This window comes from Rhodococcus sp. PML026 (assembly GCF_000963615.1).
Taxonomy (GTDB): domain Bacteria; phylum Actinomycetota; class Actinomycetes; order Mycobacteriales; family Mycobacteriaceae; genus Rhodococcoides; species Rhodococcoides fascians.
The window spans coordinates 172,339-188,061 of sequence record NZ_KQ031368.1 but is presented as its reverse complement, the minus strand read 5'-3'; the positions used below and the strand labels follow the sequence as shown (position 1 = coordinate 188,061).

16 protein-coding genes are annotated in these 15,723 nt (G+C 63.4%); 10 read left to right on the top strand and 6 right to left on the bottom strand.

Annotated features, from left to right (window positions below):
- Positions 1-219 precede the first annotated feature (219 nt).
- The gene (locus tag VF34_RS03705; RefSeq protein ID WP_045840870.1) at positions 220-2,457 is read left to right on the top strand and encodes an NADP-dependent isocitrate dehydrogenase; all 2,238 of its coding nucleotides are present in this window, start codon (positions 220-222) and stop codon (positions 2,455-2,457) included.
- A gap of 204 nt (positions 2,458-2,661) precedes the next feature.
- Here VF34_RS03705 and VF34_RS03700 read toward each other — a convergent pair whose 3' ends face one another.
- Positions 2,662-3,498: an adenylate/guanylate cyclase domain-containing protein gene (locus VF34_RS03700; protein ID WP_045840869.1), complete on the bottom strand. Its 837-nt coding sequence runs from the start codon at positions 3,496-3,498 to the stop codon at positions 2,662-2,664.
- Complete coding sequence (locus tag VF34_RS03695; protein ID WP_045840868.1) at positions 3,495-4,475, bottom strand: GlxA family transcriptional regulator; 981 nt, start codon at positions 4,473-4,475, stop codon at positions 3,495-3,497. The genes VF34_RS03700 and VF34_RS03695 overlap by 4 nt, the downstream gene beginning before the upstream one ends.
- A 122-nt stretch (positions 4,476-4,597) precedes the next feature.
- Between VF34_RS03695 and VF34_RS03690 the strand changes: the two genes are divergently transcribed.
- From VF34_RS03690 to VF34_RS03675, 4 genes are read left to right on the top strand one after another with little or no spacing between them, the layout of a single operon-like run.
- Positions 4,598-5,230 carry an isochorismatase family protein gene (locus tag VF34_RS03690; RefSeq protein WP_045840867.1) on the top strand — a complete coding sequence of 211 codons (633 nt, stop codon included), beginning with the start codon at positions 4,598-4,600 and terminating at the stop codon, positions 5,228-5,230.
- A gap of 21 nt (positions 5,231-5,251) precedes the next feature.
- On the top strand, positions 5,252-5,671 hold the full coding sequence (locus VF34_RS03685; RefSeq protein WP_231578181.1) for a hypothetical protein: 420 nt from the start codon (positions 5,252-5,254) through the stop codon (positions 5,669-5,671).
- 12 nt (positions 5,672-5,683) lie between these two features.
- Positions 5,684-6,670: an alpha/beta fold hydrolase gene (locus VF34_RS03680; protein WP_045840865.1), complete on the top strand. Its 987-nt coding sequence runs from the start codon at positions 5,684-5,686 to the stop codon at positions 6,668-6,670.
- Positions 6,671-6,677: 7 nt separating this feature from the next.
- Positions 6,678-7,334 (top strand): nitroreductase family protein, encoded by a 657-nt coding sequence (locus VF34_RS03675; protein WP_045840948.1) that lies wholly within the window; start codon positions 6,678-6,680, stop codon positions 7,332-7,334.
- 9 nt (positions 7,335-7,343) lie between these two features.
- Here the strand turns inward: VF34_RS03675 and VF34_RS03670 are convergent, their stop codons facing one another.
- The gene (locus tag VF34_RS03670; protein WP_045840864.1) at positions 7,344-7,988 is read right to left on the bottom strand and encodes a response regulator; all 645 of its coding nucleotides are present in this window, start codon (positions 7,986-7,988) and stop codon (positions 7,344-7,346) included.
- Complete coding sequence (locus tag VF34_RS03665) at positions 7,979-9,199, bottom strand: sensor histidine kinase (protein ID WP_052718581.1); 1,221 nt, start codon at positions 9,197-9,199, stop codon at positions 7,979-7,981. The genes VF34_RS03670 and VF34_RS03665 overlap by 10 nt, the downstream gene beginning before the upstream one ends.
- A gap of 170 nt (positions 9,200-9,369) precedes the next feature.
- Here VF34_RS03665 and VF34_RS03660 point away from each other — a divergent pair, with 170 nt between their 5' ends.
- Positions 9,370-10,026, top strand: a complete 657-nt coding sequence (locus VF34_RS03660) for a DedA family protein (protein WP_045840863.1) — start codon at positions 9,370-9,372, stop codon at positions 10,024-10,026.
- 30 nt (positions 10,027-10,056) lie between these two features.
- Here VF34_RS03660 and VF34_RS03655 read toward each other — a convergent pair whose 3' ends face one another.
- The gene (locus tag VF34_RS03655) at positions 10,057-11,124 is read right to left on the bottom strand and encodes a ParB/Srx family N-terminal domain-containing protein (RefSeq protein WP_045840862.1); all 1,068 of its coding nucleotides are present in this window, start codon (positions 11,122-11,124) and stop codon (positions 10,057-10,059) included.
- A gap of 109 nt (positions 11,125-11,233) precedes the next feature.
- The gene (locus VF34_RS03650) at positions 11,234-11,764 is read right to left on the bottom strand and encodes a GNAT family N-acetyltransferase (protein WP_045840861.1); all 531 of its coding nucleotides are present in this window, start codon (positions 11,762-11,764) and stop codon (positions 11,234-11,236) included.
- Positions 11,765-12,006: 242 nt separating this feature from the next.
- Between VF34_RS03650 and VF34_RS03645 the strand changes: the two genes are divergently transcribed.
- From VF34_RS03645 to VF34_RS03630, 4 genes are read left to right on the top strand one after another with little or no spacing between them, the layout of a single operon-like run.
- Positions 12,007-12,741 (top strand): ABC transporter permease, encoded by a 735-nt coding sequence (locus tag VF34_RS03645; RefSeq protein WP_442970609.1) that lies wholly within the window; start codon positions 12,007-12,009, stop codon positions 12,739-12,741.
- Positions 12,742-12,744: 3 nt separating this feature from the next.
- Positions 12,745-13,461: an ABC transporter ATP-binding protein gene (locus VF34_RS03640; protein ID WP_045840860.1), complete on the top strand. Its 717-nt coding sequence runs from the start codon at positions 12,745-12,747 to the stop codon at positions 13,459-13,461.
- 36 nt (positions 13,462-13,497) lie between these two features.
- Complete coding sequence (locus tag VF34_RS03635; RefSeq protein WP_045840859.1) at positions 13,498-14,544, top strand: ABC transporter substrate-binding protein; 1,047 nt, start codon at positions 13,498-13,500, stop codon at positions 14,542-14,544.
- Between the two features lie 28 nt (positions 14,545-14,572).
- Complete coding sequence (locus tag VF34_RS03630; protein WP_045840858.1) at positions 14,573-15,676, top strand: LLM class flavin-dependent oxidoreductase; 1,104 nt, start codon at positions 14,573-14,575, stop codon at positions 15,674-15,676.
- Positions 15,677-15,723: the final 47 nt, after the last annotated feature.

Here is a 15,723-nt window from a genome sequence, read left to right as displayed (position 1 = left end):
GCAGGGTTGTTGTTCCTAGTCGGGCAAATCGGATGCTCCGCCGGTGGTCAGGGCCGGATCGAGGAAGGTCGCGAAATCCTTTGAGCGCCCTACTGGTCGGTAACTTGGATGCGCAGATGGAGTGATACCCCACTGCCCCCCACAGCGGCGAGAACGAAGATTAAAGTTGAGGACGAACGCATCCAAAAGACGACGTCGAAACTGAGGCAAAGGCGAAACATGACAGCGAAGAAGCCGACCATCATCTATACCCTGACCGATGAGGCGCCGATGCTGGCGACTCACGCGTTTCTGCCGGTCATACGTTCTTTCGCCAGCGCGGCCGGCATCGACGTCGAGTCCAGTGACATCTCGGTTGCGAACCGCATCCTCGCCGAGTTCCCCGATTACCTCAACGAAGACCAGCGAGTGACCGACAACCTCGCCGAGCTGGGCAAGCTGACGCAGCTGCCCGACACCAACATCATCAAGCTTCCCAACATCAGTGCCTCCGTTCCGCAGTTGCTGACCGCGATCAAGGAACTGCAGGACAAGGGTTACGCGATCCCCGACTTCCCCGGGAACCCGAAGACCGACGAAGAGCGCGAAATCCGCGACCGCTACACCAAGTGCCTCGGCAGCGCGGTCAACCCCGTTCTGCGCGAGGGTAATTCGGATCGCCGCGCACCCAAGGCCGTCAAGGAATTCGCGCGCAAGCACCCGCACAGCATGGGTGAATGGTCGCCGGCGTCGCGCACCCACGTTGCGCACATGCGCCACGGCGACTTCTACCACGGCGAGAAGTCGATGACCGTCGAAGGCGACCGCGAGGTCAAGATGGAGCTGCTGACCGAGGGCGGCGAGACCATCGTCCTCAAGGAGAAGGTGTCGCTCACCGACGGCGACGTCATCGACAGCATGTTCATGAGCAAGAAGGCGCTCATCGAGTTCTACGAGGAGCAGATGGAGGACGCCTACAAGACGGGCATCATGTTCTCCCTGCACGTCAAGGCCACGATGATGCGGGTCTCGCACCCGATCGTCTTCGGTCACGCCGTCAAGGTCTTCTACAAGGACGCGTTCGCCAAGCACGGCGACCTGTTCGAGGAGCTCGGCGTCAACGTCAACAACGGTCTGTCGGATCTGTACAGCAAGATCGAAGCCCTCCCCAGCGCGCAGCGCGAGGAGATCATCGACGACCTGCACAAGTGCCACGAGACGCGTCCGGAACTGGCGATGGTCGACTCGGCACGCGGAATCTCCAACTTCCATTCGCCCAGCGACGTCATCGTCGACGCGTCCATGCCCGCGATGATCCGCAGCGGCGGCAAGATGTGGGGCGCAGACGGTCGGCCCAAGGACACCAAGGCCGTCAGCCCGGAGTCGACCTTCTTCCGCATCTACCAGGAAATGATCAACTTCTGTAAGACCAACGGTCAGTTCGATCCGACGACGATGGGCACCGTTCCCAACGTCGGCCTGATGGCGCAGAAGGCCGAGGAGTACGGGTCGCACGACAAGACGTTCGAGGTCCCCGCCGGCGGCGTCGCCAACATCACCGACCTGGCGACGGGCGAGGTTCTGCTGACGCAGGACGTCGAAGAGGGCGACATCTGGCGTCTGTGCATCGTCAAGGACGCGCCGATCCGCGACTGGGTTGCATTGGCTGTGCGACGCACTCGCGAGTCGGGAATGCCGGTCGTCTTCTGGCTGGACCCGTACCGCCCGCACGAGAACGAACTGATCGGCAAGGTGCGCAAGTACCTGAAGGATCACGACACCGAGGGCCTCGACATCCAGATCATGTCGCAGGTGCGTGCCATCCGCTACACGATGGAACGCCTCATCCGCGGACTCGACACCATCTCCGCGACCGGCAACATCCTGCGCGACTACCTCACCGATCTGTTCCCCATCCTCGAACTCGGCACCAGCGCCAAGATGCTGTCCATCGTTCCGCTGATGGCCGGCGGTGGACTGTACGAGACGGGTGCAGGCGGTTCCGCTCCCAAGCACGTCAAGCAGCTCATCGAGGAGAATCACCTGCGTTGGGATTCTCTGGGTGAGTTCCTGGCTCTGGCAGTCAGTCTCGAGGACCTGGGCACCAAGACCGGCGACGCGAAGGCGACCATCCTCGCCACCGCACTCGATGCGGCCACCGGCAAGCTGCTCGAGAACAGCAAGGGCCCGTCGCGCTCGACCGGTGAACTCGACAACCGCGGCAGCCAGTTCTACCTCGCGCTCTACTGGGCACAGGAACTCGCCGAGCAGACCGAGGACACCGAGCTGGCCAAGCACTTCGCCGCACTGGCCAAGACCCTCTCGGAGAACGAAGAGAAGATCGTCGGCGAGCTCAACGCGGTACAGGGCAACCCGGTCGACATCGGTGGTTACTACTACCCGGACCCCGAAGCCACCGCCGCAGTGATGCGTCCGTCCACGACGTTCAACGAGGCACTGGAGTCGGCGAAGCAGTAGTTCTTCTGCCTGCTTCACCACCCCCCCTCGGGATGAATGGCCCATTCACGCGCTCAGACGTTGTGAATGGGCCATTCCTTCGTTCGGGGGCAACAACTTTCGGACCTAGCAGCAGCCGCCAGCCGTCCAGGTCCACAGTTCGCCCCCGGTTGTGCATTGGGATCAATGCGACATTCACGCGTTCAGACGTGGTGAATGGGACATTCATGCGCTCGCGGGGCCGGTCTCCGCACTCGGAAGTGCCGGCAGCGCCACCGGATACAACTGAAAGCTTCCGCTCATTCCCTTGAGTTCGACGTCGCGGGGCGTCCCCAGAGTCAGGCCGTCCGCCCTGGCGATGGCGTCACGCACCGGCTCGCTGACAAGAATTTCTCCGCCCTCGGCTTGGTTCGCCACTCTTGCCGCCATGGCGACGTTGAGTCCGAACAGGTCGTCGCCCCGACGCACCGAGCTGCCGACGTGCACGCCCATGCGGACGCGGATGCGATCCCAGCGGTCGGGGTTCTTCTGCAGCGCTTCTTGGACTTCCACCCCGCAGCGCACGGCTTCAGCCGGGTCGGAGAAGGCGATCATGTAACCGTCGCCCTGGCTCTTGACCACGTGTCCGCCGTGGTCGTCGACGTGTTTGCGGATCAGCTTGTTGTGCTTCTCGAGCAGTTTCACCCAACCGCGGTCGCCCAGTTCCTCGTTGCGGGCGGTGGATCCTTCGATGTCGGAGAACATGACCACGATGTCGCCGTCGGCCGTCATGCGTGCCAGGTCGGGGCGTTCCACCTTGGCCCAGCCCGCGAGGTCTTCGACGGAGTTGCGGACGGTCGCGCCGAATCCCTTGTTGATGAGTAGGTCCGTGGTGTGGAAGGCGGTTCTGATCGCGAAGGGCACCAGGCCGCGTCGCTTACGGCGTTGCTGCGATTCGAGAGCGCGGTCGAGTGCCCGACGCGTGTGCTTCAACTTTCGTCGAGACACGATGAGAACCACACCGAGCGCGATAATGGCGGCGAGCTCGACTCCGGCAACTATCCACAGGATCACGTTGCTCATCCTCGCCTCTCGGCGGTGTCCGTGGTTGCACAACCCACCGCGAACTGCTTCCGATAGGCCGTGGGCGTGACGGCGAACGCCGAGTGGAAGTTCTGACGCAGGGTGACGGCGCTGCCGAATCCGCACGAGGCAGCGATGCTCTCGATGCTGTGGCCGGTGGTTTCGAGTTGGCTGCGGGCCGCGTCGAGCCGCTGGTCGAGTACCCAGCGCGCGGGCGTGGTTCCCGTCGCATACTGAAATTGCCGGATGAAACTACGCCGGCTCATACGTGCCCGCTCGGCGAGCCGCTCGATCGGTAGGGGCTCGGCCAGTCGCTCCATCGCCCAGCTCTGGACGTCGGCGATCGCGGAGTCCTCCGACGCCTCTATGACCGGCCGTTCGATGTATTGCGCCTGACCGCCGTCGCGATGGGGTGCGACGACGAGGCTGCGTGCCACCCGCGTTGCCGCTGCCGCGCCGAGGTGTTTGCGGACGATGTGCAGGCAGGAATCTATCGACGATGCCGTGCCCGCGGAGGTCATGACGTCGCCGTGGTCGATGTAGAGCACGGACTCGTCGAGGCCGAGTTGCGAATTGCGGTCGCGCAGTTCGGTCATCTTGGACCAATGGGTGACGGCGGGGCGTCCGGCGAGCAGTCCGGTGTCGGCGACGGCGAACGACCCCAGACACAGTCCTGCGATCTGGGCTCCCCGTCGGTGGGCACTTCGAAGAGCGGTGGACAGGTGAGTGCCGATGTGTGGCAACGACTCCGGCCACGATGTCACGATCACGATGTCGGCCCAATCGGCGGTGTCGGGGCCTTCGATCTCGCCGACGGGGAAGCCCTCCTCGGTGCGGATCGACCCTGGCTCATCGGACCACACCCGCGTCTCCCAGTCGGGGGCCAGCCCGAGGCGCGTCACCTCGCCGAACACCATCAACGGCGCGGCGAGGTGGAACATGGTGATGCCGTCAAACACGTACAGCGCGATGCGCATGAATCTCCGATCGACGAATTGGCGCAATTTCATCGAAAGTATGCATCCGTGCCACTCGTGAACGCAAGGTCGGTGCCGAAGTATGGGTATCGACCGAGTACGCCACCTGAAGGAGAACGTCCATGACCGCACCGCGTAGAGCCCTCATCGTCATCGATGTACAGCAGGAATACTTCGAGGGAGTGCTGAAGATCCAGTACCCGCCTCGCGACGAGTCGTTGGCCAACATCGTTCGTACCATCGAAGCGGCTGTGGCGCAGGATGTTCCGGTGGCCATCGTGCAGCACGAGATGCCCGAAGGCTCGCCTGCTTTCGTCAAGGGCACCCCGACCTACGAGCTGCATCCCGACATTCAGGCCGTCGTGCAGCCCTCGTTCGAGCGAGTCGATAAGCAGTACAGCAGCGTGTTCGTTGGAACCGGTGTCGCGAAGTGGTTGCAGACCAACAACATCGACACTGTCACGATCGTCGGCTACATGACGAACAACTGCGACCTTGCCTCCAGCGCCGACGCCGAGGCGCTTGACCTGACCGTCGAGATTCTGTCCGACGCCACCGGTGCGATCAACCTCTCCAACGAGGCGGGCACAGTCTCTGCCGAGCAGCTGCACAAGGCACTGATGGTGCTCTACCAGTCGAACTTCGCGGCAGTGGCGTCCACCGACCAGTGGGTCGACGCAGTCAAGAACGGAAATGAGCTGACCGCAAGTAATCTGGTGGTCTCGGCAGCGCAGGGCAACGACGCGGTTGCCTAAGTCGTCATTACGATGGCGACGGTGACGGCACGGGCAATTACGGACCAGACGCTCGGTGCGTGGGTGATCAAGTGCAATCCGCACAAGACCGCACTTGCACCGATGATCGAAGCCGGACGTCCGCACGAGAACTGGTGCGTTGCCGACAACTACCGAACGCGTTTGATGAAACCCGGGCAACCCGTGCTGTTCTGGGTCAGTAGCCATCCGCGACGCGGGATCTGGGGTGCAGGTCGGTTGACCGGCACCCCAGTCCCCGGCCCGCAGTGGAAGATCTCGACCGACATCACGCTCTTCGACGAGCCGATCCTCGCGGCGGACATCCAGCGCATCGAGGAGTTGTCGATGCTCGAGGTGTTCCGGTCTCCGCAGCAGGCCAACCCCTCGTGGGTCGACGCGTCCGCGTGGGCAATGATCCAGCAGATAATGCCTCTCGAATGATGTGATGGCGGGATGACATCGGAAGACGAGCCGGCACTGCACGGAATGCTAGATGTCGGGGACGGGCAACGCATCTACTGGGAGCAATGGGGCCCGTCCGACGGTGTCCCAGCGGTTTACCTGCACGGTGGGCCAGGCGGGACCTTGAACGCCAGTCAGTTTCGACGACACTTCGATCTGTCTCGTGTTCGCGCAGTCGGGTTCGAGCAGCGTGGGTGCGGCCGTTCTACACCACATGCATCCGATCCCTCGACGTCGTTGACTACCAACACCACTGATCATCTGATCGCCGACATCGAGGCCTTGCGTGAGCACCTGGGCGTCGAGGCGTGGATCGTCAACGGCGCATCCTGGGGTTCGACTCTTGCTCTGGCCTACGCTCTCGCACATCCGACGAGGGTTCTCGGCATCGTCCTCGTCTCTGTCACGACGACCAGCCGCGCGGAGGTCGACTGGATCACCGAAGGAGTCGGCTCGGTCTTCCCGGAAGCGTGGGATCGCTTCGCTACCTTCGCCGAGCAGTCGGGCGTCGGCTATCGACTAGGTGAGAGTCGCATAGTCGACGCGTACGACCGTCTGTTCAACTCACCTGATGTGCAATTGCGGGACAGTGCATCTCGGGAGTGGGCGCTGTGGGAGGACGTGCACATCTCGATCGGTACCAATGGTGTTCGGCGTAATCCGCGCTGGGACGACGACCGGTTCCGGCTGGCATTCGTGCGGCTGACCGCGCATTACTGGTCGCACGACGGGTTCTGTAATCCGCCCTTGCTTGCACGTGCCGACGGTCTGGTGGACATCCCAGGAGTCCTGATCCACGGCCGAAAGGACATCTCAGGGCCGGCAGTCACACCGTGGCTTCTGCATCGACGTTGGCCCGGGTCGACACTGATCATCGATGAGGGCGACGGGCATGGGGGAATGTCGATGGCGGCGCGCTGGGACGCTGCGAACGAGGAATTAATCAACCGGGCCCTGCAGAGGCCGAATGGTGCATGATCGTGAGGTGACTTCTTTCCCGATTGCCGACTTGACTCCCGACGAACTGCTGACCACGACGCGCACCGTCCGCAAGCGTCTCGACCTGACGCGGCCGGTTCCGATGGAACTGATCAAGGAATGTCTCGAGATCGCGCTGCAGGCCCCTTCTGGGTCGAACAAGCAGGGTTGGCAGTGGATCGTCGTCACCGATCCCGATCTTCGCGCCCGGATCGGCGCGATCTACGGCGAGCTGTTCGCCGCGTATCAGGCGTCGAAGCATTCCGCGTCGGCTTTGTTTGCGGACGATCCGGAACGCGCCTCGGTGCAGAAGCGAGTCGGCGACAGCGCGGGATGGCTCGGCGAGCACATGGGTGAAGTTCCGGTACTGCTGATCCCGTGCATCCAAGCAGGTAAGACGCTCCCGGCGGGAAATCAGGCCGGTCTGTGGGGCTCACTGCTGCCTGCGGTGTGGAACTACGCCCTGGCTGCACGGGCACGTGGCCTCGGAACGGCTTGGACCACAATTCATCTCGCCCGCGAGGCGGAGATCTCCGAGCTTCTCGGCATCCCCGAAGACTTCCATCAGGGCGCGTTGATTCCGACGGCGTACTACACGGGTGAGACGTTCAAGGTCGCGCCGCGGGATCCCATCGAGACGGTGCTGCACGTCGATCGCTGGTAGTCGGATCGGTTACGTGCGCAGGAAGGCAACCACTGCCATCACCCGTCGACTCATACCGGTGGAGTTCGCCAATCCGAGTTTGTCGAACACGGCGTTGATGTGTTTCTCGACCGAGCTCACCGAAATGAACAGACCAGCGGCGATTCTGGCGTTCGTGAGACCTTGCGCCATCAGCTCGAGCACATCGCGCTCGCGCGGCGTCAGTCGTTCGAGGGGATTGGATCGGGTGGTGCGAGACAACAGCTGGCGCACCACCTCCGGGTCGAAGGCAGTCCCGCCGCCGGCAACTCTGTCGAGGGCGTCCAGGAACTCGTCGACCTGCGCGACTCGGTCCTTCAGCAGGTACCCGACCTTGCCTCCCGGCCCACTGATCAGCTCTGCCGCGTAGCGGTTTTCGACGTACTGGGAGAGCACGAGCACTGCCACCTCCGGCCATCGACTGCGAATGGTCAATGCCGCCCGCAGCCCCTCGTCGCTGTGGCCTGGAGGCATCCGAACATCGGTGACGACGATGTCGGGATGAGCCAGTTCCACGGCAGCCAGGAGCGCGTCGGCGTCGCCCACGGACGCGACCACGTCATGGCCTTCGTCGACGAGCAGACGGACCAGGCCCTCACGCAGCAACGTCGAGTCCTCCGCGACGATCACGCGCATGGGATGCTCGCAGTCACAACGGTCGGGCCGCCGACCGGGCTGTCCACGGTGAGGGTGCCATCCATGGCAGCGACGCGGCGGGCCAGTCCGGACAATCCGGTGCCGGACGGATCGGCACCACCGGACCCGTCGTCGGTGATGGTTGCCAGTATGCGATCGAACATCTGCCGCGTGACCTCGACCTCCAACGATCTCGGGGAGGCATGCTTGGCTGCGTTGGTCACCGCCTCCGAGATGACGAAGTAGACGGCTGTTTCCACAGCGGGGCGCAACCTCTCTGTCAGTTCGTACGAGAGTCGAACGGGCACACCGGACCGCTCGGCCAGCGCCTCGAGAGCTGGACGCAGGCCGTCCTTGTCGAGTGCGATCGGATACACCCGGTTGGCAACCTCGCGCAGCTCGTCCATCGCTCCCTGCGAGGCGACCTGGGCTTGGCGGAGGAGTTCGTGCACCTTGTCGGGATCTTCAGCGCGGCGAGCCCGGCCGACGAGCATTCCCAAAGCAACCAGGTGCTGTTGCACGCCGTCGTGCAGGTCACGCTCGATGCGTCGGCGTTCGTCGTCGATAGCGTCCACGACATGATCGCGGGTGCTCGTCAGCTCGGCAACCCGGTGGTGCAGCAACCGATCCGACTGCCGGCCGAGTACCTGGATGGCGAACCAACGATCGAGAGATCCCACCCCTGCCACTCCGACTGCCGCGACGAAAATCAGGAGGATTCCGGGTAGTGCGGCCATGGAAACGAGTCCGCCGTCGACGCGGTTGGAGTCCTCGATCAAGCCCCAGTCGCCGCTGAGAGTCCATGCCGAGACCATCGATGCGGCGACGACGAGACACAGCGTCAGGAGGAGAATCACGCCGAGCCCGAGCAGCCCGATAGGCCAACGAATTCCGAGATACCAGCGGCAGCGACGAGGGGCCGCCGCATCCGTGGTGAACGCGCCGTGAAAGCGTGTGATCCGCCGGATCTCGAAGTCGGACAATATCAATGCGGTCTCATCTACGGGCGTCCGTATTGGTTCTCCCCACCGGCCGAGGAGACGCACCAGTGCTAGGGCGAGTAAAGCCGCCAGGGAGAACAACAGAGCCGCGATCGCGGTGAAGATTCCGAGCAGAACTCCGGAAAGTGCCGTGAGCCAGCGCCGTAGAAGTGAGCCGATCGACGCGCGATCAGCCTGCTCGGGTGAGTAGACGTCACGGTTGGCCAGCACACGAGCAGCGTATCCGAGCAAGTGGCCGCTGATACTGCGGTAAACCACACACTTCCATGCAGATAGCCCCGCGGCAGGCGACGGTCTTCCTCGATGTCCCGCAACCACATAGTTCGTAGCGTTTTCCGTGTCCTTCACGACCGGAAACATAGACGAACAATGGAATTGCCATGTCCAACATATCAATTGCTACAGCAGCAGAAACCAGCACTCTCGACGGACTGGCCGGGTGGGCGGTCGGCGTCATGGATGCCCTTGGCGGCCCCGGCGCAGCGGTCGTCGTCGGTGCAGACAATCTGTTCCCGCCGATCCCGAGCGAACTCGTTCTCCCACTTGCCGGGTTCTCGGCCAGTCAGGGAGCGTTCTCTTTCGGTGCTGCGCTCTTCTGGACGACGCTCGGCTCGGTACTGGGCGCGGTCATCGTCTACGCGGTGGGTGTGCTCATCGGACGCGAGCGCACACGAGCATTGGTAGCGCGAATTCCCCTGATCAAGGCCAGCGACTTCGACCGCTCGGAGGCATGGTTCGCCAAGCACGGCTCGAAGGCAGTTCTGCTCGGCCGAATGATCCCGCTCTTTCGTAGCTTCATCTCCCTGCCGGCCGGGATCGAGCGGATGGGAATGGCGAAGTTCCTTCTACTCACCACCATTGGGAGTCTCATCTGGAACACCATTTTCGTCACCGCGGGATACAAGCTCGGCGAGAACTGGCACCTGGTCGACTCGTACGCCGAGATCCTGCATAAAATCGTTATCGTGACGGTCGCCATTGCCTTCGTCGCCTTCGTGGCCCTGCGGTTGCGGTCTCGCCGCCAGGCCTGTGTGTGACGACGCCGGCCCCGGTGACCTGACATGCACCTATCGGGGCAGCCCCATTTTGTACTGCAAGGCGTAGGCCAGCTTGCCGGGCTTGTCGGCCGAGTACAGTGCCGAAAGCTTCGCGAATTCACCCTTGTTGGCTGCTTTGCCGTCGTTCCACGCATCCAGAGCGCCGAGTTCCGCTGCGGTGCGGCCACTGTCGATCACCGCGTCTTTCGGGGCCGCCACCTGAGCGCGCGAGACCGACTCGACGGTGCTCAGGTAGCTCGCCAGGTTGTTGCTGTCCCAGCCGCTGATGTCGACTTCCGCCGAGTCGCGAACCCATGCGCCCCAATAGAACTCCTGGAAGGGGATGGTGCCGGGTGTGAAGCCGATGTCGCGCGCGAAGTACATCAGGCTGCGGTACTTGTCGTTCTGGAACTTGGCGAGGCCGACTCCCGACGGAAGCTGCTCCACCGGAACCTCGTTGCCGTCGACGTCGTAGTTCCACACCCACTTCTCGGCTTTCATCCGTGCCCAGAAATCCGCCGGGTTCAGATCGCTGAGATTGGCGACCACCCGCAGACGCAGATGCATATTCGGTCCACCGTCAGCGGATTCGTAGAACGAGGTCAGCGTGTGGTGTCCGTCGGTCAGGTACGGCACACCGCCCGGCCCGATGACGACGGTCTTCATCGGTGCGATGGTGTCGGGAGTTTCCTGGCCGACGGGCACTGTGCAGGTGAACGACGACGGATTGTCCAGTCGCGCATCGGGCAATGCGGAGGCGGCCTCTTCCTGCCCGTTGGCCTCGCACCAGTCGTCGAACTTCTTGTTGATCTCGTCCTTGCCGAGCGTGTATCGACCGAGCTTGTAGTACACCTCGTCGTACCCGAGCGACGGTTGTGTCGCGCGGACGTCACCGATCGGCAGATCGAGAAGCTCACCGGCTTCGGCACATTGGTAGCCGAGGCCCGAGGACGATCCACTGGGGAGCAAGTCCGCAACCTGACACAGCGGCGACGCCGTCCGTGCCGGGGCGGCAGTGGCGACGCCGCCCATCGACGTGGAGACGATCGAGATCAAAGCGAGCGTGCCCAGTAGAGCAGCTCCGCGACGCGATGCCATTCGTGAAACTCCCATAAGTTCGGAAAGTGAAGTTTTCCGAGACTGTCGCACCGCGGTCACCGGCCGGTGTCGAGGAACCGACGCGGAGGTGAACGTCGCATGATGTGCGTCAGCGATCCTCGCGCAACAGTGCGTAGACGAGCGTGTCGGTCCACTCGCCCTTGCACCACCAGTTCTGGCGGAAGTGCGCTTCCTGACGCATCCCGACCCGGGCGGCCAACCGGGCCGACGCGTCGTTGCGTCCGTCCATCTGTGCGCTGATCCGGTGGATCTGGGGCAGTGAGAACACGTGCTCGATCAACGCGTCGACCGCCTCGGTGGCGTAGCCACGACCCGCCACGGCGAGGGAGAAGGTCCAGCCGAGCTCGACAAGTGCCGGGGATCCGTCCACCAACCATGCCTCGACGTTGCCCACCACAGTGCCTTGATGTTCGACGACCATCGCCAATGCCTGGGTGTGCAGCCCGCTTCGCTTCATCCGCTTACCCACCGCCGCAACGGCGTCGGCATGGGTCCACGCTTCGTGGAGGAGATAGCGGCACACCTCGGGATCGCTGTAGTACGCAAGAACTCTGTTTGCGTCGTCTGGTTCGTACAGACGAAGGGTCAGGCGCTCGGTGTGGATGGGCTCGACTGTCATATGTCCGATTCTGCCCGACCTAAATTCACGCTGATTCGAACCCTGGCCCCGGACCCCTCTCGTAACGGAGGGTGGTGAGTCGAAGCTGATCGTCATCAAGTGGAAGGCACGTGAACATGGTCGTGACGTCGTACGCCGCTCCCGCGGGACCTGTGGACACGCGGCACAGCGTCGTACCGAAGGTCGACCCGGTGCCTGTCTCGGCGAAAACTCCACTGTGGCAGCGATACCGATGGACCGTCCTGCGCGCCTTGTCGCCGATCGTCCTACTCGTTCTCTGGCAGATCGCCAGTGCTGCCGGAGTTCTCTCCGAACGTGTTCTCCCCGCACCGTCCCTGATCTTCGACGCGGGTCTGGAATTGCTGCGCAACGGTGAATTGGCCGACGCTCTGGCTATTTCCGGAACGCGAGTGGTTCAAGGACTCCTGCTGGGCGGCCTGATCGGGGTGGCACTCGGGGCGCTCGTCGGACTGTCGAAGCTCGCCGAAGCAACCGTCGACCCGCCGTTGCAGATGCTGCGTGCACTCCCACACCTCGGATTGATCCCACTGTTCATCCTGTGGTTCGGGATCGGCGAGACTCCCAAGATTCTGCTCGTCGCTCTTGGAGTCGCATTTCCGTTGTACCTCAACACGTTCTCGGCCATCCGCCAGATCGATCGCGACTTTCTCGACACCGCAGTTGTCCTCGGTTTCTCGTGGCGACAACGATTCACCACAATCATTCTGCCGAGCATCGCGCCCCAATTGCTGGTGGGACTTCGGCAGTCGTTGGCCATTGCGTGGCTCTCGTTGATCGTGGCCGAGCAGATCAACGCCGAATCCGGTCTCGGATACGTCATCAACAACGCGCGGGACTTCCTACGGGTCGACACCATCATCTTCGGGCTCGTCGTCTACGCGCTGATGGGAATCGGCACCGACGGCATCGTCCGGATTCTCGAAAAACGAGCCCTCCGTTACCGATTGGATGCGTGAGTCATGACTACGACGACTTCCGTCGCCACCCTGCGGGGCATCGACAAGTTCTACGGATCCAGTCACGTGTTGAAGGGTGTCGACCTGTCCATCGAGCGCGGCGAAATCGTCTCGCTGGTCGGACGTTCCGGCTCCGGTAAGTCGACCATCCTGCGTGTCCTGGCCGGACTGTCGACCGACCACACAGGGGAGCGGCACGTCGCCGGACATCCTGCAGTCGCGTTCCAGGAACCACGACTGTTCCCGTGGCGGTCGGTTCGCCAGAACGTCTCCTACGGTCTGAACACCGCAGGCGTCACCGGCAACGAAGCATTGACTGCTGCGGACGCGACTCTCGACGAGGTGGGGCTGGCCGAGAAGCGAGACGCATGGCCACTCACATTGTCCGGTGGGCAAGCTCAGCGCGCTACGCTGGCGCGGGCTTTGGTGGGGGAGCCCGAACTGCTGCTCCTCGACGAACCGTTCGGCGCGCTCGACGCACTCACACGACTGACCATGCAGTCACTTCTGCTCGACCTGTGGGGACGGCACCGCTTCGGCATCCTCCTGGTCACGCACGATGTCGACGAGGCGATCGCGCTGGCCGATCGGGTTGTAGTGCTCGAGAACGGCGCAGTCTCGGACACCGTCACCGTCGATCTGCCCCGCCCCCGCGATCGCGGAACGCCGGGCTTTTCCCGCCTCCGCACCCATCTGCTCGGAGCTCTCGGAGTTCACTGAACGTCCAATTCGGCACCTGACAAGGATCTTTCACACATGTCGTCACATGCTCGTCCTCGCTCTCTGCGCGCACTCGGTGTGCTCACTGCCCTGTCCTTGACGGTCATCGGACTCACCGGTTGCGTCTCGCGTGGTAGCGATACCATCAACACCCAGGCCCCGGAACTGGTCTCGAACGACCAACTCGCCACAGTCACCCTCGACGTCGGCGACCAGAAGGGTGGCACCGAAGCCCTACTGCGCGCATCGGGTGAGCTGGACTCCGCTCCCTACGATGTTGCGTTCTCCACCTTCACTTCCGGCCCGCCTCAGGTGGAGGCCGCAACGGCCGGACAGATCGACTTCGCGGTCACCGGCAACACGCCTCCCGTCTTCGGGGTTGCAGCCAATGCCCGCATCAAGGTCGTGTCCGCGTACACCAACGATGCGAGCGGGGATCAGATTCTCGTGCCACCTGATGCGACTCTGGCGTCGTTCGCCGACCTGCGCGGTAAGAAGATCGCGGTGGGTAAGGGAAGTTCGGCGCACGGCCACGTCTTGCTGCAATTGCAGAAGGCAGGCTTGACCACCGACGACGTTCAGTTGGTGTTCCTTCAGCCCGCTGATGCGCTGACGGCATTCACCTCGGGTGAGGTCGATGCCTGGGCGATCTGGGATCCGTTCACTGCGATCGCGCAGGTCCAGAACGGCTCCAAAACACTGACCACTGCTGAGGGCGTGGCCAACGGGTACGGCTTCGGTATCGCGTCTCAGCAGGCTCTGGACGATCCCGCGAAGAACACTGCGCTGCAAGACTTCGTGGTTCGCCTGGCCAAGGCGTCCGCATGGGCGGACGCACACCCGGCAGAGTGGGCGGCGGCGTACTCGACCGCCGTCGGCATCGACCCGGCCGCGGGTGAATTGGCGCAGGGACGAAGCCAGCGACCAGCAATTGCTCTGGACAACAACGTGATCGAATCCGAGCAGACGCTGTTCGATGTATTCGTCGAGAGCGGAAGCATCCCCGGCGGCAACACGTTCGCAGACTTCGTCGACACGCGTTACAACGACGCTATCGCCGCCGCGACCGCCGCCACCAACTGATCACCCACCACGTCGTAGGAGTTCACTCGTGACCGCACGCATTTTCTGGTTCCTCCCCACCGCTGGCGACGGCCGCTCCATCGTCGGTGCATCTCACGCGTCGGCCAACATCGTCGAACCTGCCGGGTTCCGTCGTCCGTCGCTGCGGTACCTCACGGAGGTGGCTCAGGCCGCGGACCGACTCGGCTACGAGGGGGTGCTGACTCCGACGGGAACGTGGTGCGAGGACGCCTGGCTGACCACGGCGGCTCTACTGCAAAGCACCCGACGGCTGAAGTTCCTCGTCGCCTTCCGTCCCGGCCTCACGCCGCCCACGCTCGCGGCGCAACAGGCAGCGACGTTGCAGCGGTTCTCGGAAGGTCGGGTGCTGTTCAACATTGTCACCGGGGGCGACGACGTCGAGCAGCGTCGGTTCGGTGATTGGATCGACCACGATCGGCGCTACGCCCGCACCGACGAATTTCTCGGATTGGTGCATCGGATCTGGACGGAGACGTCGGTCGACCACGAAGGCGAATTCTTCAAGGTCGCAGATGCACGCGTGTCGGAGGCCCCGGACCCGTTGCCCGAGTTCTGGTTCGGCGGTTCCTCCGATCCCGCACTCGCCGTCGCGGCCAAGCACGTCCAGACGTATCTGACGTGGGGCGAGCCGCCGTCCGACGCTCGCGCGAAGATCGAGAAAGTGCAGGCGCTCGCGGACGCCGAGGGCCGCAAGCTCACCTACGGCATTCGCCTGCACACCATCAGCCGCGACACCTCCGAAGAGGCCTGGGCCGTCGCACAAAAGCTGCTCGACGAGCTTCCGGAGGAACAGGTGTCGGCGGCGCACGCGCTGCACTCGTCGTCGCAGTCCGAGGGACAGCGCCGGATGGCCGCATTGCACGGGGGCAGCAAGGATTCCCTCGAGATCTACCCGAACCTGTGGGCCGGAGTAGGTCTCGTTCGAGGCGGTGCCGGTACCGCGCTGGTGGGTTCGCACGAGGAAGTTGCGAACCTGATCGGCGAGTATCACGACGCCGGATTCGACGAGTTCATCCTGTCGGGCTACCCGCACCTCGAGGAGTCGTACCACTTCGCCGAGGGAGTACGCCCCATCCTCGACGCGCGAGGAATCACGGTTCCCGCGCGCTAGAGCACGTGGGATCGAACCCGCCGGGTCTGCGCAATTGGGAAATCTGT